Source organism: Leptolyngbya sp. PL-A3 (genome assembly GCF_039962325.1).
In the GTDB taxonomy this organism is placed as follows: Bacteria; Cyanobacteriota; Cyanobacteriia; order Elainellales; family Elainellaceae; genus Vacuolonema.
In genome coordinates this window covers 115,946-138,392 of sequence record NZ_JAMPLB010000001.1, presented here as the reverse complement: position 1 = coordinate 138,392, position 22,447 = coordinate 115,946, and the positions used below count along the sequence as shown (strand labels likewise).

The following is a 22,447-nucleotide window of genomic DNA, read 5'->3' as shown; positions in this document are numbered from 1 at the left end:
AGAAAGTCTAAAGGCACTCTCATCACTTTCTTAAATCAATACTTTAGAGGATTCTTCTAAGGAGGTTTCTGCATAAGAATTTACTCAGGATGTTGGTGCTTCGCCCACGAAGCGGGCAAAGCACCAACATCCTGGGGGTAATTCATTGTTGAAAATCTTCTAAAGACTTTAATTTTGGAGCTATTTCATAATCTTAAATCAAAGAACTTTGCAAAACTATTCAAAATAAATTAGGACTTACGCAAGTCCGCTATATCTAGACCACCTTTGTTGTGGGTAGGCTGCTCTGCACCCCACCCACAACAAAGATGTGTAAGTCCTGTAAATGTTCACAGTAAACAAGATAAGTACTGCATCAAACGCTTTCAATTGTTCGCCATAAAGCCCTTGAACCTGAGTCACTAGTACGACAGGCAAAGCTCGCTGTACTCGTAAAACTTAGACGTAGCAGTTGTGCTCAACCCACCCTTCAAAAACAATTTAGGATTTTTAGTACCTGGTGGCTTAATGCCTGTGTTGGGTGGTGTGGAATGCTTTGCACCCACACCACCCAACACACGGTTGATTTCCGCTACTTAGCTGACGTTGAGCCCTTTCAGTCTAAATTGAATAAGCGGCTCAGAGCTTCGTATATGCATCGTCTCCCTGCCTCTCCCGGTGGCTGGAATCCTGACACCGAAGGCGTTATCTTTATCGACCAAACCCCGGCACCCATTATTTTTCTGACAGCGGCTGATACTGACATTTTGCTGTTGGGCCGCACTGTTGCGCAGCTTCCGTCCACTTTTCCGGAAATGCGGGTGGCAAACCTACTGCAACTTCAACAACAGCTCACCATTGATACCTACGCTGACACGGTTCTGGCCCATGCCTCGGTCATTGTGCTGCGACTACTCGGTGGGCGGGCTTACTGGCCCTATGGGCTAGAGGTGGTGCGGCAAACCGTGGAGCAAACGGGAGCTGCCCTGTTGGTGTTACCAGGAGACGATCGCCCTGACCCTGAACTCATCAGCCATTCCACGGTCCCCCTGGCTCTGGTGAATCAGTTCTGGCGTTATCTGACAGAAGGCGGTCTGGAAAATATGGTCAATGGGTTGCGGTTTCTGGAGCATGCTTGCCTGAATCAGCCAGACGCTCCACCGCCGCCCAAGCCCGTCCCCCGAGTCGGTTGTTTAAATACGACTCAGCAGGGTAACGCAACGGATCCTCGCGTGGGGATTTTGTTCTATCGGGCACATTATCTCGCTGGAAATGTGGAACCTGTGGAGGCGTTAAGTCAGGCGATCGCTCAACGCCATCTGCAACCCGTCCCCATCTTCGTCTCCTCCCTGCGTGACCCCGATGCGCAGGAGGATCTACTGGCTATCCTGCAACCCAAGGACGGCCCTGGCATTGATGCCTTACTGAACACCACAAGCTTCTCCCTGGCTCAGCTGGACACAGATGCTCCTGATGTCAAGCTTTGGGAGACGCTCGATGTGCCCATCATTCAAACCATCTTCAGCGGCGGCTCCCAGGAGCAGTGGAAAGCTTTGAGCCGTGGCCTTTCCCCGCGAGATGTGGCCATGAACGTAGCCCTCCCCGAAGTGGATGGACGGATTATCGGCCGCGCAGTGTCCTTCAAAGCGGTGGTGCAGCAACATCCTCAACTCCAGGTCGAGGGCGTGGGGTATCGGGCGGTTGGCGATCGCATTCAGTGGACGGCTGACCTGGCTCAGGCCTGGGTCACTCTACGCCGCACACCACCCGAGCAACGCAAAGTTGCGCTCATTCTCGCCAATTACCCCAGCCGAGACGGTCGCTTGGCCAACGGTGTGGGCCTAGATACGCCCGCCAGTTGTGTGGAGATTTTGCGATCGCTTCACCATGCTGGCTATACTCTAACCGAGGTTCCCGAAACTGGAGACGCGTTGATCGATTGCCTCACATCGGGAGTCACGAATGACCCCGAGGGGCAATATTTACGGGCTGTTCACCAATACCTTCCCTTAAAAGAGTATCAAACCTTCTTTGATACATTGCCGGAAGCCGCGCGCCAGGGCATTATTGAGCGCTGGGGGCAACCATCGTCAGAACATTTCGAAGACAAAGGTTTTCCCATTCCTGGCATTCAATTCGGCAACGTTTTCGTAGGAATTCAGCCGCCTCGGGGCTACGATCGCGATCCCTCCCTCAACTACCACGCGCCTGATCTGGAACCCACGCACGACTACTTGGCGTATTACCAGTGGTTACGGCAACACTTTGGGGCACAGGCGATCGCCCACGTTGGCAAGCACGGCAACCTAGAATGGCTTCCCGGCAAAAGCGTGGCTCTCTCTGAGGATTGCTACCCGGAGATTGCCCTCGGTCCCTTACCTCACCTCTATCCCTTCATTGTCAATGATCCCGGCGAGGGCTCTCAGGCGAAACGCCGGGCTCAAGCCGTTATCCTTGACCACCTGACCCCACCCATGACCCGTGCCGAACTTTACGGCTCGTTGATGCAACTGGAGGCTCTGGTGGATGAGTATTATGAGGCCCAGTCTCTCGATCCCACCCGGCTGCCTGCGATTCAAGACCGCATTGAAGCCCTGGTCCGTCAGGAAAACTTAACGGCAGATCTCCAAACCTGGCTGGGCGCCACGGAAGCCATTGACCTGAAAACCGCGGATTGGGGCGCTTTACTCACCGGGTTGGATGCCTGCCTTTGTGACCTGAAAGAAGCCCAAATCCGTGATGGGCTGCACGTTTTTGGTCAATGCCCTGAGGGGCGGCAACTACGCGATCTGGTGGTCGCGATCGCCCGTCACCCTGGCCCTCAGCGACTCGGTTTAACCCGAGCGATCGCCCAGGATTGGCAACTTTCCTTCGATCCTCTAACCGCTACTCCCAACGAGCCATGGGAGGGTATTTTACCCAAATTGTTCAACATGCCATGCCGTCATCAGGGAGACGTGATTGAACAGTTAGAAATTGCAGCAGCGACTTTCGTGGAATCCCTCTTAGAAGGAACAGCTTTTCCATTTCGGCCTGGAGCCGCAACGGTTCAAGAGCTGGCATGGGTGGGCGATCGCCTCTTACCCAACCTGCGTCGCACGTCCGAGGAAATCACCCATCTGCTGCGAGGTTTGGATGGCCGTTACGTTCCCAGCGGTGCCTCTGGAGCTCCAACCCGGGGTCGTCCTGATGTGCTGCCCACAGGTCGTAACTTCTATTCGGTAGACATTCGCGCCATTCCCACAGAGACGGCATGGGATGTGGGGCGACGAGCAGCGGAAACGTTAATCGAGCGCTATACCCAGGAGAACGGCGAGTATCCCCAAACCCTGGGGCTGTCCATTTGGGGCACGTCTACGATGCGCACAGGTGGGGATGATTTAGCAGAAGCTCTGGCACTCCTGGGAGTCCGTCCCGTGTGGGACGGGCCCTCCCGTCGAGTCGTGGATTTTGAAATTTTGCCCGTATCGGCCCTGGGTCGCCCCCGGGTGGACGTGACCCTGCGAATTTCAGGCTTCTTTCGGGATGCCTTTCCCAATTTGATTGATCTGTTTCATCAAGCCGTTCAAGCGGTCGCCGCTCTACCTGAGCCGGCAGAGGAGAATCCGTTGGCAGCGCGATCGCACCAGGAAGCCCAGGACTGGATTCAACAGGGCCTATCGGCAGAGCAGGCCGAGGGGCGATCGCGCCTGCGAATCTTCGGTTCCAAACCTGGAGCTTATGGAGCCGGGCTTCAGGGTTTGATCGAAGCACAAAACTGGAGCACGGATGATGACCTGGCTCGTGCTTACTTAAATTGGAGCAGCTACGCCTACACCAGCCAGGGGGATGGCCAGTCGGCCCCCGAAGCCTTTGCTCAACGTCTGCGTCAGCTACAGATTGTGCTGCACAATCAAGACAACCGCGAGCATGACCTGCTCGACTCGGATGATTACTACCAGTTCCAGGGAGGCATGACCGCTGCGGTACGTTCCCTCACGGGGCAAAATCCCACCACATATTTTGGCGACCACAGTCTGCCCGAAAATCCTCGCGTTCGTACCTTGCAGGAGGAAATGCGGCGAGTCTACCGCTCCCGTGTGATCAACCCCAAATGGATTGCCGGGGTCATGCGTCACGGTTATAAGGGAGCCTTCGAAATGGCTGCTACGGTTGATTACTTATTTGCTTACGATGCCACAGCCCGTTGCGCCGATGATTTTATGTACCAGGGCGTTGCCGAGGCTTATGTGCTGGATGAGACCGTACAGGCGTTCGTACAATCTAAAAATCCCTGGGCTTTGCGAGATATGGCGGAACGTCTACTCGAAGCCCACCAACGGGGGCTCTGGCAACAAGTTGATAGGGCAACATTGGACGAGTTACGGGCGATCGCCCATGCCGCCGAAGCAACTATCGAAGCGCGTTAGAGCCTGTTTGTAAGCAAACATAAAATCTCCGAAAGCTTTGTCGCAAGCTTATTAGGCAGCACAATTTTTGGAAATTTTATCAGGACTTACGCATTTGTGTTGTGGGTGGGGTGCTTCGCACCCCACCCACAACACAAATACGCTACAGATAGCGGACTTGCGTAAGTCCTGTTTATGTTTGATTGAATTGAGTTATTTGATACCAGAATTCATGAATGCTCGATAGTTAAAGTCTACTCACCTTCCAACATGAGTTGAGTTCCACCACTTCGTACTGGCCTCAAGTGTCATTTAGGAAGCCTATTGTTGTTAGAAATGAAAGACGATAGCCAACAATTCATCATGGTATAAATCAGAACAATAGACTTAGCAGTTCTGACTAGGTTCATCGCATTAAGCAGAATGTCCTTAACCTGTAAATTACCCGGGTCGGGTACTTACATCACCTCGTTATCCTTGCCAAAATCAACACATCCCAGACGCGAAATGCCTAACAATTTGCATTCCAAATTCACGGCATAGATTTTACAAAATCATTACGGCTAGTCCTGTAGGTCATGTTAAGCACAGGTTCTAATGCCGATTTCGTCTCAAGTTTAATCTCCTATGCATGCATGCGAATTGCATAGGAGACAGCGCAATATATGGGCCTTGCGATCGCACTTCTAGCGATGCACCCATCACAACTTCACTCAATTTCCAAAGGAATGATTGTATGACTACTCCGAATGATCCGCTGTTTTCACAACAGTGGCACCTTTCCAATACGGGTCAATCTGGTGGCACCGCTGGGATGGATTTGAACGTATTACCCGTGTGGGACGATTACACGGGACGAGGGGTACGGGTTGGCGTGATGGACGACAGTGTGGAATACCTCCATCCCGACCTGAATGATAACTATGACACCAGCATCGACATCGACACCTCCGAGCGCGACGACGATGCCGCCCCAACCTGGTATGACGACATACACGGCACCTCTGTTGCTGGCTTAATTGCCGCTGAGGCAAACAACGGCATTGGTGGAACCGGTGTCGCCCCCGATGCTACTCTGGCTGGCATTCGCCTTGACTTCTATGACTACAACTTTGAAGCCAATGCCAGCTATGGGTTCCGGCAGATGGCCAACTTCGATGTAGTCAATAACAGTTGGGGATACAGCTACCCCTTCTACGATAACTTTGACGGCAAGCCGGGCATGCCTTTTTACCGAGATGCTCTACAGTACGCCGTAGAAAATGGCCGGGGCGGCCTCGGAACCTCCATTGTCTTTGCAGCAGGTAATAGCCGGACGTGGGGTGATAATGCTAACTTCCACAACCTGAATAATTCCCGCTTCACCATCGCTGTAGCAGCGCTGACCCACACAGGGGTGCATACCTATTACAGCAGCCCCGGTGTCAATCTGCTGGTATCCGCTTTCGGAGGGGATACCCCCGAAGATGGCATTGTCACAACGGATCGCACAGGATACGACGGGTACAGCGGGGATGACTATACCAACCAATTTGGCGGCACTTCTTCCGCGGCACCCATGGTAACGGGTGTGATCGCCCTTATGCTGGAAGCCAACCCTAACCTGGGTTATCGGGATGTTCAGGAGATTCTGGCCTACTCGGCTCGTCAGGTCGATGTAGACAACAACACCTGGCTCACCAATGGAGCCACTAACTGGAATGGTGGTGGCTTACACCACAGCAGCGACTACGGCTTCGGGCTCGTAGATGCACGAGCCGCCGTCCGCCTGGCAGAAACTTGGACAACCCAGCATACCTATAGCAACGAAGCCCAAGCCCAGGTGTCTTCCAGCCCAGCAGCAGCCATCCCCGACAATGGTGAAGTATCCAGCCAGATCACTCTGACCGAGGAGATGGACATCGACCATGTCGAGGTAGTGGTTGACATTAGCCATACCTGGATTGGGGACTTAGAACTGGTGCTGACCTCCCCTGATGGCACCGAGAGCATTCTAACAAGCCGTCCAGGAGCGACGGAGTTCAGTCCTAACGGGTTGGATTCTGACAATCTACGGTTTACCTTTGGCACTACCCAATTTTGGGGTGAGGAAAGTGAGGGTACCTGGACTTTAACGGTTCGCGATCGCGCCCTATTTGACACCGGGGTGTTGCAAAGCTGGACATTACGGGTCTATGGCGACGAGAACACCAGCGATAACGTCTACATCTACACAGATGCCTACGGCACCGTTCCGAACGACTCCGCCCGCACAACTCTAACTGACAACAGTGGTCTGGATACCCTCAATGCCGCTGCTACAACCACCGATCTCGTGCTGAATTTAACGGCTGGTTCAACCAGCACGATCGCCGGACGCACCCTCACCATCGCTGCTGATACCACCATTGAGCAAGCCTTTAGCGGCGATGGCAATGACACGATTTCAGGCAATGACGCCGCTAACTTCCTGCGGAGTGGCCGAGGCAATGACAACACAACGGGGGCAGCAGGTAATGACATCATCTGGGGTGAGCAAGGTAACGATCGGCTCAACGGTAGCAATGGTAGCGATTCCCTGATTGGTGGAGCTGGGGCTGACAACTTACTCGGTGGGGCAGCTTCCGATCGCCTTACGGGTGGAGACGGTGCCGATACCTTCCGATTCGCCGCTAACAGTGCATTTGGGGCTGTATCCCTGGGTATCGACCTGATCACCGACTTCATTAACGGCGTTGATCGAATTATGCTGAGCAAGAGCACCTTCTCAGCCCTGCTCAGCACGATCGGAACTGGCTTCTCCCAGGCGTCTGAATTTGCCCAGGTTGCCAACAACACCCTGGTAGACAACAGCAGTGCGCTGATTGTCTACAGCCAGGCCAGCAACACCCTCTACTACAACGCTAACGGCACCGAATTGGGACTTGGCGATGGTGGCAGATTTGCAATCTTGAGAGGTGTGGCAAACTTGACCGCTCAAAGCTTCATCTTGCAGGCTTAATTTCGGTTATCCAAGTTGCGTCAATATTGGAGCGCACTTTAAAACTCCCTGGAAGGTTTTTTCATGTGCAAAGCGCACGAAAAAATAACTTCTAAACCAGCCCTGGGTTGCTGAATGAAAGAAGCCCGATGTTTGCAAAACATTGGGCTTCTATTTCTTTGGACTCAGCAACGTTAACTTGCAGCGGTAAGACAATCATTCAGGTACTGTTCTGGACGTGTAGTGAGTTGTTATGGAAGGGGCGCTCAGTGCTCCTTCCATAACAACCCACTACACACCACACCCAAAACATCACTGCCAGCCGACAACTCGACCAATTGGTTTGCTAACAGCAGATTTCATCCGGATGAGTAGCATAGCGCTCGTCATATACCCTATGTCCCGCTCGCTTTTACAGAAGCGGCCCATGTTCACGTGCTGCAAGTGTAAGTATGAACGGCAAAGCCAGGCCTCAAGGCGTTTTTCAAGCTCTAAACCGAATCAATCCTAAGCCATGGAAGCCCTCTGGGTTTTACTACAACAAGACCATAGTCCTCTCGATTATGGCTGTTGTTCGCACAAGCCAGCAGGGTACTCTAGGGCAGACTGACTTTGAAACTTTTTCACTAAATATTCCCTAAGGTTCTTGTCAAGTTCGGTGATAGTCTTGCTCCCGTAGGATGTTATGGTTAGAGGCGGCTCATTCTTAAGAAACATGTCGAAATAAGTTTCTTTTGCCTTGAGCATAGCCCACATTGTACTGGGGTTTTCCCTCCCCATTTGGGATGGGCGATCGCCCATGCGTAGGGCTTCTGCAAAGTCTACAGACAGCTTAGCAGAAGCCAAATCTACAGAATCAGGTCGCTGTCTTTCGATTCTTGTAGTTTGCTCCTTACCGTGTTCGTTGCCTCCCCATGCTGACTTTACTGTCATTCTTGCTTCCGGTCTCTATTCCCACACCACCGCCACTCCTGGCCCAGAGTACTCCCCATCAGTACGTCTACGAGCCCCAGGAAGTGCGCCCTTTACCGGGGCAATTGGACGAAGTCCCTGTGTTCAACAGCAACAGCCCCGAAGTTGTGCAGCAAGAAGGCATCTTGCTGTCCACCTTTCCCCCCGATGGAATGCGGGTTCCCTCCGCCCATCTCGACTATGCATTTGAAGGGCGTTTTGATCTTTTCATCCACCATATTGCTAAGGGGCAGACCCCCGAAGACGTTCGTACCCTATTTTTAGGGGTTCTGGTTCATAACCCTTCCGACGAGACGGTGACCGTAGAGGTATCCCAGGCCGTCAGTTATCTGAGCCAGGAAGCGCCCTTTTACGACTTGCCCTCCTACGTGGCAGACACCACCGGACGCGCTTTTGCAGGCCCAGGTAGCCGCACCACCACGGATATTCTGCGAGGGGTTGACCAAGGCTTTTTGCCTGATCGCTTCCGCTTGCCACCGGGTAGCACCCAGCTCCTCTTCAGTGCTCCCATTCCCCTGCGCAGCCTTCAAGAATTCCAACAGGGTATGCCATTGCCGCTGTTTGTCGATCCGGCTACTGAGGCTGGGCTCGATGCAGCAGAAGCCACCTCCGATAATCCCCTGGCTCCAACGCGTCCCGTCCGACCTCGCGGCCGAGATATCCCGATCAACGGTCGTACAGCCCTGGTCTATTTAGACAGCAACGGCCCTATCAATGTCGCAAGTTTAGGGATGTTTAGCCGAGTCCTTCCGGATGGCCGAGAGATCCCGCCCAGTACAGAGGATTGGATTCGTCTGTTACAACAGGGCGATCTGGCAGGACCGCGCGATGTTCCTCCTACCCCGCCGAACCAGCGGACCTCCTCTCGTCGCTTCTACTACGGTCGCGTTGCTGGCGTTGCCCAGGGTTCGCTCTGGAGCACTCGCCTGACTGATGACTCTGACTCTGAGCATCTCTCTATTCCCGAGGCAGGGCAATCTATTTCCTACGCCATCAGCACAGTTGACCGTAACACTCTGGGAACTGGGCAAATTCAAAGTGCTCCCATCCTGGCACGGTACCCCGATACGGCTTACCGTGCCCATGGTAACTATGGCATTCATTACCAGATCGAAATGCCCCTGCGGAACAATACCGATCGCACTCAGCAGGTGGCTGTCCTTTTCCAGACTCCTTTGAAAGATGAAACTCTTCAGGGAAGAGGGCTGCGGTTTATGCGCCCGCCGCTGGATCGGGTCTTCTATCGGGGTACGCTGCGGATTCGCTATACCAACGATTGGGGAGCCGAGCAAACTCGCTATGTCCATGTCGTCCAGCGTCGGGGGCAGGAAGGTGAACCTCTCGTAACCTTATCCCTAAGACCTGGGGAAGAACGAGATGTGGAAGTGGAATTTCTTTACCCTCCCGATGCCACTCCGCCCCAAGCGCTTACCATTGAGACTCTGGCCCCAACGATCATTCCGCGCCCCAACCCCGACGAGGGATACCCAACCCTCAGTAATCAGCCAGGGACACCCACTTCGCTGGAGCCTCACCCAACGGGAAATAGACCTCGCCAATAGGGGAAGGGCGATCGTGTCAAACTGAAGCCTTCACGGAAGCTTTCTTGTGAGTGCCAATTATTGCTCACAAGGCTTCTGATAAAAGGAGAGAGGTGAGGCTTCGTCCCACCTCTCTCCTTTTAGAGCGCTACGCGCCTAGAACCAGGCAGTATGCTTTTGAAAAGCTGCGCTCAGCGCAGCTTTTCAAAAGCATACTGTTCTAATCAGATTGGGTAAGGCTATAAAAAAAGATATTTGGCGATCGCGACACGCGCAAATTGCCAGACTGGACGTTCTGTTTTTTTTAGGCTTTAGTTTTTATACAGTGGTCTGGCCACGAGTTAAGTACAAAGACGGGGTTTTAGCGTAACGTATTCCACGTCGAATGTTTTCACATTGCATAACTCTATACAGAACGGCGTCTTGCAACCTTGATTCCAAAAGCGGGTTTAGTGATGATTCGTCATTTTTTTCATTCAGCCTGGAAGCGGAGGGTAACCCGCTTCAGGTTGAGATATTTAGTGTTGGGGTTTTGGGCTACCGCCATGGTGGCTCTGGGGTCTTGCCATAGCTTAGTCTCCAGTAGCCAAGCTACCCCCGCTTCCAGCCTCTACTTCATCGGGAACAGCCTTACAGACGAAGTGCTGTACAAGGGCTTTGATGACATGGTGGAAAGTCAGGGACGCCCCCTGGAATGGGGCCGTCACATGATTCCGGGCGCCCCATTGGAATGGATTTTTGAACACCCCAATGATGGGTTTCGAGAAGAACCCTACGGTACCTATCCCCAGGCCTTTGCCAACTACACCTGGGACTATGTAACGCTGCAACCGACCAATCGCCTTCTAAATGATGATTTGACAACGATCGCCCAGTTCCTTGATCTCCTGAAGGAGCGCAGCCCAGAGGCCCAAGTCTTCATCTATGCGCAATGGCCCGGCAATGACGGTCAGGATTGGGACACGCAATGGCTACACGAGTACACTGATCGCTGGGATGGCACACAACGTACCCGTGATTATTACGAAACTCTGACCCAGACGTTGAATGAGCAGCATCCTAACTTTTCCCCATTTCGCCTCATTCCAGTAGGCCATGTCATGTATGCGCTCAATCAGAAGATGAAAGCTGGAGAGATACCAGGCTTTACCAAAATTACCGATGTTTACATCGATAGGGGCCATCTAAACAGTGTTGGTTCCTATATTGTGGCAACGACATTCTACGCCACAATTTTCCAATCCAGCCCCATTGGGCTTCCGGTACCACCTCCGTATCAAGAAGATCAGCCGATTTCCGATGAATTGGCTGCTGTCATCCAGAACACGGTTTGGGATGTGGTAACTACAACGCCCTTGTCTGGCGTCACGCCCTAATTTTTCCGTTGCTGAATGAAGCTATGAAATAGCTCCATTCAGCAACACCTATTGGCGATCGCCACAACATCACTGTGCACAAAAATCCAAGTTGAGCAGGATGTACGAATAGAGTTCTGGACTGAACAGTCGCTCCGTGCGCCGGCGAAAGTCAGAACTGGCAATAAAGTTATTAACCGTTGTTTCCCAACGGCGATCGCCCTCAGGCAACACCAGACCATAGGGCTCACAACTCAGCGGTGCATCAGGGATCAGGCGGTAGGAATTGGGGGGAAGATCCTGAGCGATCGCCTCCCCCAGCAACAAAATTCCATCTCCTGCAAAGGCATCGACCTGCCCCTGAAGCATCGCCCGTACACCCTGTTCCTGAGCAAGCGGCCCCTGAAAATCCACAGCACTTGCAGCAGGATAGCGCTGCTCAAGAAAACGTTCCGTGGCCGTTTCATCTTTGACTCCCAACCGTGTGCCTTCGAGGGCACCGTAGGGATTAATGGGCGTTTGATCACTTTCCCGCACGAGGAAGTGGGTTCCTGTAATGAAAAAAGGACTGGAAAACGTCACCCCTTCCGATGCGAGACGTATGCTGTTGGGGCCACATTCCACCATCGCTGCACCGTTAAGAACGGCCTGAAACCCGTCGCTTACGGTTGGTTGGGCCACCACTTCCATACGAATGGGCACCTCTAACTGCTGCGTCAGGTGAGCAGCCAACCCCTCCATCAAATCTACACAGTAGCCTTGCAGTTGGCCCTGGTCATCAGTAAAACCAAACGGTAAGGCATTGGTACGAATAGCTACTCGCAACACTCCCTCCGCAGCAATCACATCCAGCACCGAGGAAGCATTGGCAGCTAAAGGTTCTTGCACCAACGGCGGCACAATCGGAATAGGTGGATTAGCTCCATAGGCTGTCTGCAAATCCTCGGGGGTGAGCGATCGCACCAACGCCAGATCCAATTCCCCAGCCCTGATAAACTGAGCATAGTCTGGGGTGAGATAGGAATCATACTCAGCCTGGTTTTGGAGATACCGCTGCATAAACGCCAGGGAAAGCTCCCGAATATACTCCCGACCCTGCTGTGGATCTGGGCCTGCCAAAGCCGCAGCGAGAGGGCCTGCATTAGCCAGCTCAGTATTGTCAGCGGAGGAATGACCACTGGGAATCATCAGCGCCAGGTATTTGTCCTCGTTGGTCATCCACAGAAACGGGTGGATTTGCTCCTGAACGACGGAGGCCACAAAGTCATTACTTCCTCCAATCATGAGAGTAGGAACTTCGATCTGGCTCATACTCTCAGGCCCCAGCACTACACTGATCGTGGGACTGATGGCGATCGCCGCTCGCACTCGATTATCCTGCAAGGGATACGCAAAATTTGGCAATCGTGTCGCAATGCATTGCAGGGTTGGAGCAGCATTGAGGGTAAACGGAGGCGGATTACACTGGGCCTGAATACGGTCAATGTTGAGGGGGGCTCCGGCCAGCGCCAGCGCCGTATATCCACCAAACGAGTGGCCAATCACGCCAACCTGGTTGGTATCAATGCGCCCCTCCAGAGAACCACCGGGCTGAGCCATTTGTTCCAGTACATCCAGGATGTAACGAATATCCAAAGGGCGATCGATAAATTCTACCGGGTTAATATCTGTGCCCAGCACGCCCGATATCAGAGCATCGCGGAGGCTCTCATCACTGCCAATATGTTGGGGGAGTACCGTCGCAAAGCCGTAAGAAGCCAGGTGCTCTCCCAGATAATCAAACGCTTCGGGGGTAGAACCCAGACCATGGGAGATGACAACCACGGGTGCCGGATGATCCAATCCTTCTGGGATGTGCAGGTTGACACGGAAACTACGGGCAATGGGCTGACCTTCTGCTGTCTGGCGATCGCGATGCAACTCCAACCGGATGTCTCTTGTGCGATATGGCCCTAACTCGCTTAAATCTGGAAGCTGGCTGAAGTCGATGGGTGGTTGATTCGTCGTCTCGTCCATTTCGGCCTGAACAGCTCGAACGGCCGCATCTCGATAATCTACCAGGGTCAAGAACTCGTCCCGCAATGCCAGAAGCTGACGGCCATCAATTCGAATGGCACGGCTGGGATATTGCTCAATCAAGTTCACAACGGCAAACCCCTCAGGCTCGTTCGCAGCAAGAGTTAGGGCGGCTCGAAGGGCAGTAAACCCGTTAGTACGGGCATCCGTCTGGATAACTTGGCCTAAATTTTGCAACACCCCTTCTCCCATCAGGGAATAGGTCAGTTGCGAAACCACTACGGGATCCAATTCAAAGCGCTGCTGCAGAATGCGGCGAAAAGCAGCCAGGGTTTGATCATCTAAGAAGCGAGCATAAAAACGTAAATCTCCTTCCAATTTCCCCGTCTCTTCAAATATCTCCAGGGATTCTCGCGAGAGGGAAAATTCCAACTGTCTATAGGTAACAATCACTTCTTCGGCCGCGATCGCCCGCTGTGGCTTCAATCCTGAACCCAATCCCAAAGCCATAGCGCATCCTAGCAAAGCCCATCGCCCTAACCTCCGAACCCCAGGCTTTCGAGATAACCTAGCATGGCCAGGGCTTACACAATTTTGCATGGGCCAGGTAAAACCCAGCCCATGCAAAATTGCACGAAATATGTTGGACTTGCTAAAGCCCTGCTCGTATCTCATGGGCGATCGCTCTGCTTCACAGGAACCTATCACCCGGCAATTCTGGCACAAATTCCGTGATACCAGATGTAACTAACGTTAGATGCATCCGTTAGAGCTTCTATTTTTTCAATTTGAAGACGTATCTCATGTTCTGCTCTCTAGTACGCTGAGGCCTAGCCATTCAGACGGCGGCGATCGCCTTGAAAGCGAATAAACTCAGCCGCAAAGGCTAACAACCCTGACCCTAGAATCAGCACGACGCTGAGGGCATTAATATCCGGTTTCACTCCCGTTCGAACGCGGCTAAAAATTTCCATCGGTAGGGTTGTTACACCACCCCCTGCCGTAAAGCTAGAAATCAGCAGGTCATCCATGCTCAGCACAAAGGACAGTAGACACCCAGAAATAATTGCCGGCATAATCTCCGGCAGCAGCACTTTGATAAATGCCTGGACTGGCGTTGCGCCCAAATCCAGTGCGGCCTCTTGCAGAAATGGATTGAGCCCCGCTAAGCGCGTAGAAACGACCACCGCGATATAAGCAATACAGAAGACCACATGGGCAGCCACCACCGTCCAAAGGCTCAAGGGAATGGCCATCGATGCCAGAAATACAAGGGTTGCTACGGCGATCGCAATATCTGGAATAATCAACGGCAAATATGCCATCCCTTGATACAGCCCTTTGCCAGGGAACATATAACGCGCCAACCCCACGGCCATTAGCGTCCCCAACACCGCAGACACCGCCACCGCAAAGAATGCAACTGACAAGCTATCTTGCAGCGCCGACAGGATGCGGGTATCACTAAACATTTTCTGATACCACTTCAGGGAAAACCCCTGCCAGTTAGACGAAAACGGCGATGCGTTAAAGCTAAAGAAAGCTAGCACCAGCACAGGCAGGTACATGAAGGCAAACATGAGCAGCGTTAACACCATCTGCCAGTGCAGCCGAAAGCGAGGGGAGAGGCCATTCGTCATAGGATGCGGTGCGGGTTGAATAAAAGCGCTTACAAGGTCTTTTGAGGGTTGGAAATTGACCCTCGAATACTAACAAGGGACTAGAAGGTTTCGGCTTTGCGATCGCCGTATTTCAACAGGAGGGCGATCGCTGCACTCACAGCCAAAATCAGCAGCATACTCAGCGCTGAGCCAAAGCCCCAGTTACGGGTTGCTCCTAAAAACTGGTTGAAGATCAGCCGGGCCATCGTCATGCTAGACGCCCCACCCAATAATTCCGGCACCACAAAATCGCCCAAGCTGGTAATAAATACCAATAGGCACCCCGCCGCAATCCCCGGCAACGATTGGGGTACGGTAACCTTGCTAAAAACTTGAGGAGGTGTAGCCCCCAAATCCGAAGCCGCCTCCAGCAGCCGCTTATCTAGCTTCTCCAAAGAAGCATATAGAATCAGCACCATGTAGGGCAGGTAGTTATAGGCCAATCCCAAAACAACCGAGAACTGGGTATTCAAAATTTCCACAGGGGGAATACCAACCACTCCTAGCACTGAATTCAGCACTCCTGTGGGTCGCAAGATCGTGATCCAGGCGTAGGAACGCAGCAGCGACGAAGTCCACAGGGGCAGCACAAAGGCAACCACCAGTAGATTTTGCCAGCGCTTAGGAGCCATCAGCGCGATCCAGTACGCCACAGGAAAACCTAGCAGCAGACAGACAATCGTACTAATGACCGCAAAGAGAACCGAGCGGAAAATAACCAGCAGGTAAACCGACTCAAAAATCTTCAGGTAATTACCCAACCCGTAGGGGGGTGCAGCCTGCCCCAGCTTAAAGTCTGGTAACAGACTCAACTCCACAATCATCAAGGTAGGAATGACCAACAACAGAAACAGCCATACCCCTGCTGGAAGCAACAAAATAAGCGGCTCAACCAATCGGGCAAACCGCTGTCGTACCGTACTTAGAAGAGAGCCAGATTTGGGAGGAGAGGCAGGGGTGCTGGATGCCATCGAGGTGAATCCGAAGTAGGGATCAGGTGCTAGTAAGTTGAGTCCATAGGCGATCATACAGATCAATGGTGTTACCCACATTCGCCAAGGGCTCACACTTTTCTAGCACGTTATCAGGTGGGAACAGGCGCTCATCGGACTTGAGTTTGGAATCGAGAAGATCCAAGGTTTTCTTGTTAGGAGTAGCCAATTGTAAGCGACTGGATACTTTGGAGGCGCTTTCCGGCTTCAGCACGTAGTCCATCCAGGCGTAGGCAGCCTCCACGTTTGGTGCTGTTTTTGGGATAGCGATGGTATCCGTCCACACCGTCGCACCACTGGCGGGAATGACGTATTTCAAGTCGGTGTTTTGCTGCACCACATCCAGTGCATCCACGGAGTAGGCGTGGGAAATCAACAAATCACCTGGGATAATGCGATCGCGCCACCCATCTGTCGTAAAGGCACTGATAGCAGGCTTCAATTCCTCTAATTTCTTAAAGGCCGCTTCAACTTCTTTTGGATTGGTCGTGCTGTTGGAGTAGCCAAGCATCTTTAAGACCGCCCCTGTCACTTCCCTTACATCATTGAGCAGGCTTACCTTACGAGACAGTTTTTTCTTATTATCCCAAAGGTAATCCCAGTCAGTAATCTCAGCTCCTAATTTGGCAGCATTGTAGACCAACCCAGTCGTGCCCCAGGTGTAGGGTAGGCTAAAACCATTCTTGGGATCGTAGGGAGGGCTTTGCCACTGAGGAAGCAGATCCGCCAGCTCAGGAACGCGGTCCTGGTCAATCTCAGTCAGCAGCCCCATCTCGATCATCTGCTCCACCATGTAGTCAGAGGGGTAGATGATGCTGTACTGGCTACCCCCACCGGCCTGCAACTTCGCCAGCATCGTTTCGTTGGAGTCATAGATGTCGGCGACCACTTTAATACCGGTCTGCTTTTCAAAATCAGCTAATACTTCATCGTTGACATAGGCCGACCAGCTATAGATATAAAGGGTCTTATCACCGCTTGCGGACGTGGATGCAGAAGCATCCGGGTCACTACTGCCAAGATTGCGGGCGCAGTTGGATAGCACCACCCCTGTCATCGCCGCAGTAGACAGTTGCAGAAAACGCCGCCGACTGCTGGAAAGATTTTGAAAAGAGCGGGATGGAACCGACCCTCGCTTAGGCATAGATCAAACTCCTCAAGGCTATAGATTTAAGGGTAAAAGGTGCCGCCACAAAACATTCAGTTGTTGAAAAGAACCGTAAATTTACGGGCTAGCAAAAAAACAATTCCCAGCGACGAATTGCTTTTATAAAAGAAAAGCTGCGGCCTTGATACACAAAAAATTTAGTCCCTGAATGTCTCGAGGAATGATGAATAGATACAGTCAACTATGGAATGCAGGCAAGTTCCGTACACCGTGAACAGCTCTGCAAATTTTCCAGCCGTGCTACTCCGCTGTAGAAGAAATCGCGCCGATATAGCCTTACCTAATTTTGTTAGAACAGTTGATTTTCGAGAAGCCATACTCCGTGCGGCTTCTCGAAAATCAACTATTTAATCAAATAGGACTTACCCATTTCGTTGGGTACGTTCCATACACTCAACGAACATGGGTAAGCCCTGAATCAAATCACGCTGGGGTCAGCGCATGGGTCAGCGCCAAGCAGTCAGCATAAGACCAGTAAAGGTAGACTGTATCGCCCAATTCCAACAGGCTGCCCTGGCGGTTAGGCTGAAGAACCGTTATACGCTCGGTTTTACCATCCCGACAGAAATCGCCTGGCTCTAAATCTACAACGTAGTGAACGTGAGTTCCCAGGTACATCGTGTTTTGTACCCGGCCCTTATAACAGTTGACATTTGCATCCAAAGGTTCAGGACTGAGGTGCACATTCTCAGGCCGAAGACTCAAAACAACTGCCTCCCCCACCGAACCACTCCACCCCTCCGCAGGGTGAACCAGAATACGCATTCCACTTTCCGTGGTAATTTTCAGCAGACTGGCATCTGCTGCTTCCACAAAACCATGCAGCAAATTGGTATCACCAATGAAATCAGCCACGAAAGGAGTCTGGGGGTTTTCGTAAATTTGGCTGGGAGTGCCAATCTGCTCAATACGTCCCCCATTCATAACGGCGATACGGTTGGAAAGGCTCAGGGCTTCCTCCTGGTCATGGGTCACCATCACAAAGGTGACGCCCAATTCCTGGTGCAGCGTAGACAGCTCGACCTGCATTTCCTTTCGCAGTTTCAAATCTAATGCCCCTAGGGGTTCATCCAGTAATACCACCGTCGGGCGGTTCACTAAGGCTCGAGCCAGGGCAACTCGCTGCTGCTGACCGCCGGAGAGTTGGCTGGGGTAGCGGCGGGCAAAGGAATCCATCTTGACCAATTGCAGCGCTTCCTCAACCCGTCTCAGAATTTCCGCCGTCCCATGTTTTTTGATGCGGAGACCAAACGCGACATTCTCCCAGACCGTTAAGTGACCAAATAAGGCGTAGCTTTGGAAGACTGTATTGACAGGCCGTCGATAGGGAGGCACGTTTGCCATCCCCTGTCCTCGAATCAGGACATCCCCAGACGTAGGTTGCTCAAAACCCGCAATCAAGCGCAGAGTTGTGGTTTTTCCACAGCCGGATGGCCCCAGAATACTAAAAAACTCTCCCTGGCGAATTCCCAGATCAATACCCCGAACTGCTGTATCTCCGTTGTAGACCTTGAAGACTTTGCGCAGTTCCACATCGTACCGAGCATTTGTCTCTGTCGCTGTCTGGTTATGTGTAATGGTCTGAGCCATGAAAAGTCCCCGCAGTCACGCAATCTCAACTCGAATGGTTACCCGATCTACCCCGCTAAGCGGTGCTTGAAAAGTCTCAGAAAGAGCTCCTTGATTAGAAGAAATTAATTTTTATTCATAGTGGATGAAAATTAACGGTTCTAATCTCCCTTGATTGAGCCTACCTAAGTATTTGGGCAGTTGGGGAAATCAACGGTTAAACGCGATACCATTGAACGTTAGTCCGTAGCATAGCTTAAAGTTATGGACGATCACTATAGAGATATTTCTAAAATCTTTCCTCAATTCAAGTTGAGTACTGTGGTGTAGCCTTCCAGCTTAGAAGCTCGTCTGACCGTCCAATGATGAAGTCGGCTAGACTGGCAAATTGAGCAGGTTGCTTTCAACAGTCAAGCTAACCCTCATATGTTTTGAATAGATAGCGATCGCCCTCATGACTCTGACGAAAAACGGTTTACTAGGCCAACGGGACAGCACCCGTACCGTAGGGCAACGATACCAATCGGTTGTTGTCATGTTTTTCATTACTCTGGCCCTCTTGGGAGGTATTGGTAGTCGTCTAGCCTACCTACAACTGGTACAGGGTGAACAAAACCGCCAGTTAGCTGACAATAACCGCATTCGACTAATTCCCCGACAACCGGAGCGGGGGCGGATTTTGGATCGGAAAGGCCGCACCTTAGCCGGAAGCCGTCTGTCCTTCGCCGTCTTTCTGTGGCCGATCGCCAATAAAGAAGCTGAGTGGAAGCCTATCGTTCAAAAAGTCTCGAAGATCCTCAATATTCCTCCTAAGGTAATTGAGGATCGTCTAACACAGGCCGGGTATCACTCGCCTACCTTAGTGCGCATTGCCCGAGGCATCAGTCCAGCTCAGGTTACGGCATTAGCCGAACTTAGTCCCGAGCTGAACGGTGTCCAGGTAGAAGGGGAAGCGGTGCGCTATTACCCGAACGGTGACCTGGGAGCTCATGTGCTGGGCTACACGGGGGAACTCACTGATGATGAGTTGAAAGATAACCTGGACAAGGGCTACCGGCTGGGGGATGTCATTGGCCAAATGGGGGTCGAATCATCCTTTGAGCCTCGCCTGCGGGGTGAGTGGGGTGGCCAGCAGGTAGAAGTCGATGGTGCTGGCCGTGTGCTACGGGTGCTGGGCGAAAAATCTGCTCGCGCTGGAAATACAGTCACCCTCACCCTGGATCTGGATGTGCAACGGGCCGCAGAGGCAGCTTTGGGCGATCGCAAAGGGGCCGTCATTGCCATTGATCCCCGCAATGGTGCAGTACTAGCCATGGTTAGCCGCCCCACCTTCGACCCCAATATCTTCTCAGGCCGTGTTACTGATGACCAGTGGCAAGAACTGCAAGAGAAACAGTACCCCTTTGTCAATCGAACGTTACAGGGCTTTCCACCCGCCAGCACCTTCAAAATTGTGACCACAACTGCTGCCATTGAGTCGGGTAGTTTCTCCCCCACAGCGGTACTACCCACCTACCCATTCGTTTCAGTCGGTGGCATTCAGTTTTGGGATTGGAACCGGGCCGGTTTTGGGCCGTTGAACTTCCCAGGGGCCATGGCCATGAGCAGTGACACTTTCTTCTATCAAACTGCCATGCGAATGGGTGGCGAAACCTTAATTGAGTGGACGCGCCGCTATGGCTTTGGCAGTAAAACAGGCATTGAATTAAGTGATGAAGAGGCAGCCGGATTGGTGCCTGACGAAGCCTGGAAACAAGAAAATATTGGTGAAGGCTGGTTTATTGGTGACAGCATTAATATGTCTATTGGCCAGGGCTTCATGCAAGCTTCGCCGCTGCAAGTGGCCCGGATGTTTGCGGTACCAGCCAACGGTGGCTACCTGGTTAAACCGCACCTGCTAAAAGACAACGAAGAAGCTAAGCAGTGGCGAGAATCGCTCAACATATCCCCCACCACGGTAAGGGTGTTGGAGCAGGGGTTACGGCGAGTGGTTACCGCGGGAACAGGGAAGGTACTGAATGTTCCGGACCTCCCCCCCATCGCTGGCAAAAGTGGCACGGCTGAGGATCCTCCTCGGCACTCTCATGCCTGGTTTGGAGCCTATGCCCCCTTCGATAAACCTGAAATTGTCGTCGTTGCCTTCGTTGAGAACTCAGCCGCAGGCGGGGGTGGTAAAGTAGCGGGCCCGATTGTGCTTCAAGTCTTACAAACCTATTTTGGTAAGGCGAAGTCAACGGCGAATCAGCCTGCGAATTGACGTTTCTATCATTTATAGCAATGTGCAAGTGCGTTAAGTACAGCAACGGCAATGTGGGGCACTTCGTGCCCCACGTTGCCATACTTAATTAATGTGCACAGCGCTAGATGGAGTGGTACCCATTCCATCAACGATGAATGCCAGCCCTATTTTTTTCCTTTTAATAAATACGTCACCATTTCCCCCTTACCTTTGACCAAAATTTGGCCCCGTTCTTCAAAGACAAATTGGTACTTCAGACACTCGTAGGTCGTGTCGGTCACCTGAATCTCGTTTGGCAGCCCCTGAGATTCCATCCGGCTGGCCGTGTTGACAGTATCGCCCCAGAGGTCGTAGGCAAATTTTTTCAAGCCTATAACACCAGCAACAACAGGGCCCGTATGAATTCCAATCCGTAACAAAATGGGTCGACCGAAGTAGAAGCTAAATTTTTCTAGAGCATCTTGCATCGCAAGGGCCATGTTAGCGATCGCCACCGCATGGTCTTCCCGGTAATGGGGTACCCCTGCCACCACCATGTAAGCATCGCCAATGGTTTTAATCTTCTCCAGGGCAAACTCTTCTACAAGCTCATCGAACATAGAAAAGACGGTGTTGAGCAACTCCACAATTTGATCTGGGGTCATGTGGGCTGAAAGCTGAGTGAAGTCGACAATATCTGCAAACAGCACGGTGACAGTCGAAAAATTATCGGCAACGGTGCGCTGATTGCGTAGCAAGCGCTCCGCGACAGACTGGGGCAGAATGTTGAGCAGGAGTGCTTGCGATCGCGATCGTTCGTCGTCTAACTGTCGACGAATCACAAACTCCGTGTGAAACAACTGATCAATCAGGTACACCACCAGAACGGACATTCCCGAAATCCACACCATATCGAACAGCACATCTGCTGCTGCGGTGCCCTCCGGGAATAGAGGCAACCCCAGAAGGCCATTCACCCCGAAGTAGTAGGCATAGGCTCCTAAATGAGAAACCAGGTGTAGCCGCCAGCGAAATGGGATAACAGTGGCCTGAGCAAAAAATAGCATGGTCCACCCAGAAATATCTGGATTGATGTGCCCGCTGAGGGTTTCGGGAATTTCGGTGAGAACGCTCACGGCCCAAGAGAGCGTTAGGAACATGAGGGATAGGTTGCTATGCCGGGGCGATCGCTGCAACCACACCAACAGCCCAGCCAGCACCACGGCCGTCAGCAGATTCATCACAGCTTGAGCATCCACCGAGCTAGTCGGCAAAACCCAGGCCCTCACCCAATCCAGGGCAGCATAGGTGGCAAAATAACCAAACGCTAGCAGCATGCCCAAGCCTAACCGCCGTCGCATGAAAAGGCGTTGCCACAGGGCGTAGGTCATGCGACCAGTGTCATCCGGTCGTTCCAGAAAGAAACGAACAAACCGGCGAGCAAACTGAATAGTCGGTATCACGGGGCGATCGCCGTCTAGAAAGCGAGGAGGTGTTGAGTGGCTCTTGGGCTGATCCCATCTGGTACACACCAGCCGATCAATCCAATAGCCAGGCCTTAAATAACCCATTCAGGTATAGCTGCACGCCAGGAAGAGGAGTAACGTATCTATATCGAGAGAGGTAGGG

At 52.3% G+C, this 22,447-nt stretch carries 12 protein-coding genes; 6 read left to right on the top strand and 6 right to left on the bottom strand.

Annotated features, from left to right (window positions below; genetic code table 11):
* Positions 1 to 632 precede the first annotated feature (632 nt).
* From cobN to NDI52_RS00525, 4 genes are all read left to right on the top strand, one after another.
* Positions 633 to 4,388: a cobaltochelatase subunit CobN gene (gene cobN / locus NDI52_RS00540; RefSeq protein WP_190772582.1), complete on the top strand. Its 3,756-nt coding sequence runs from the start codon at positions 633 to 635 to the stop codon at positions 4,386 to 4,388.
* A gap of 715 nt (positions 4,389 to 5,103) precedes the next feature.
* A complete protein-coding gene (locus NDI52_RS00535; protein ID WP_190772581.1) occupies positions 5,104 to 7,347 on the top strand; it encodes a S8 family serine peptidase in 2,244 nt (747 codons plus the stop codon).
* Between the two features lie 893 nt (positions 7,348 to 8,240).
* Positions 8,241 to 9,860 (top strand): DUF3370 domain-containing protein, encoded by a 1,620-nt coding sequence (locus NDI52_RS00530; RefSeq protein ID WP_190772580.1) that lies wholly within the window; start codon positions 8,241 to 8,243, stop codon positions 9,858 to 9,860.
* Between the two features lie 434 nt (positions 9,861 to 10,294).
* Positions 10,295 to 11,215: a DUF4886 domain-containing protein gene (locus NDI52_RS00525; protein WP_190772579.1), complete on the top strand. Its 921-nt coding sequence runs from the start codon at positions 10,295 to 10,297 to the stop codon at positions 11,213 to 11,215.
* A 69-nt stretch (positions 11,216 to 11,284) separates the two neighbouring features.
* Here the strand turns inward: NDI52_RS00525 and NDI52_RS00520 are convergent, their stop codons facing one another.
* The gene (locus NDI52_RS00520; protein ID WP_190772578.1) at positions 11,285 to 13,720 is read right to left on the bottom strand and encodes an alpha/beta fold hydrolase; all 2,436 of its coding nucleotides are present in this window, start codon (positions 13,718 to 13,720) and stop codon (positions 11,285 to 11,287) included.
* 63 nt (positions 13,721 to 13,783) lie between these two features.
* Between NDI52_RS00520 and NDI52_RS00515 the strand changes: the two genes are divergently transcribed.
* Complete coding sequence (locus NDI52_RS00515; RefSeq protein WP_190772577.1) at positions 13,784 to 13,945, top strand: hypothetical protein; 162 nt, start codon at positions 13,784 to 13,786, stop codon at positions 13,943 to 13,945.
* A 95-nt stretch (positions 13,946 to 14,040) separates the two neighbouring features.
* Here NDI52_RS00515 and NDI52_RS00510 read toward each other — a convergent pair whose 3' ends face one another.
* The 4 genes from NDI52_RS00510 to NDI52_RS00495 all read right to left on the bottom strand — a co-directional run bounded on the left by NDI52_RS00510 (position 14,041) and on the right by NDI52_RS00495 (position 18,621).
* Positions 14,041 to 14,850 (bottom strand): ABC transporter permease, encoded by an 810-nt coding sequence (locus NDI52_RS00510; protein WP_190772576.1) that lies wholly within the window; start codon positions 14,848 to 14,850, stop codon positions 14,041 to 14,043.
* Positions 14,851 to 14,930: 80 nt separating this feature from the next.
* Positions 14,931 to 15,842: an ABC transporter permease gene (locus NDI52_RS00505; RefSeq protein WP_190772575.1), complete on the bottom strand. Its 912-nt coding sequence runs from the start codon at positions 15,840 to 15,842 to the stop codon at positions 14,931 to 14,933.
* 22 nt (positions 15,843 to 15,864) lie between these two features.
* On the bottom strand, positions 15,865 to 17,007 hold the full coding sequence (locus NDI52_RS00500) for a spermidine/putrescine ABC transporter substrate-binding protein (protein WP_190772574.1): 1,143 nt from the start codon (positions 17,005 to 17,007) through the stop codon (positions 15,865 to 15,867).
* A gap of 447 nt (positions 17,008 to 17,454) precedes the next feature.
* The gene (locus NDI52_RS00495) at positions 17,455 to 18,621 is read right to left on the bottom strand and encodes an ABC transporter ATP-binding protein (protein WP_190772573.1); all 1,167 of its coding nucleotides are present in this window, start codon (positions 18,619 to 18,621) and stop codon (positions 17,455 to 17,457) included.
* A 433-nt stretch (positions 18,622 to 19,054) separates the two neighbouring features.
* Between NDI52_RS00495 and mrdA the strand changes: the two genes are divergently transcribed.
* On the top strand, positions 19,055 to 20,857 hold the full coding sequence (gene mrdA, locus NDI52_RS00490; RefSeq protein WP_190772572.1) for a penicillin-binding protein 2: 1,803 nt from the start codon (positions 19,055 to 19,057) through the stop codon (positions 20,855 to 20,857).
* A 146-nt stretch (positions 20,858 to 21,003) separates the two neighbouring features.
* Here the strand turns inward: mrdA and NDI52_RS00485 are convergent, their stop codons facing one another.
* A complete protein-coding gene (locus NDI52_RS00485; protein ID WP_190772571.1) occupies positions 21,004 to 22,389 on the bottom strand; it encodes an adenylate/guanylate cyclase domain-containing protein in 1,386 nt (461 codons plus the stop codon).
* Positions 22,390 to 22,447: the final 58 nt, after the last annotated feature.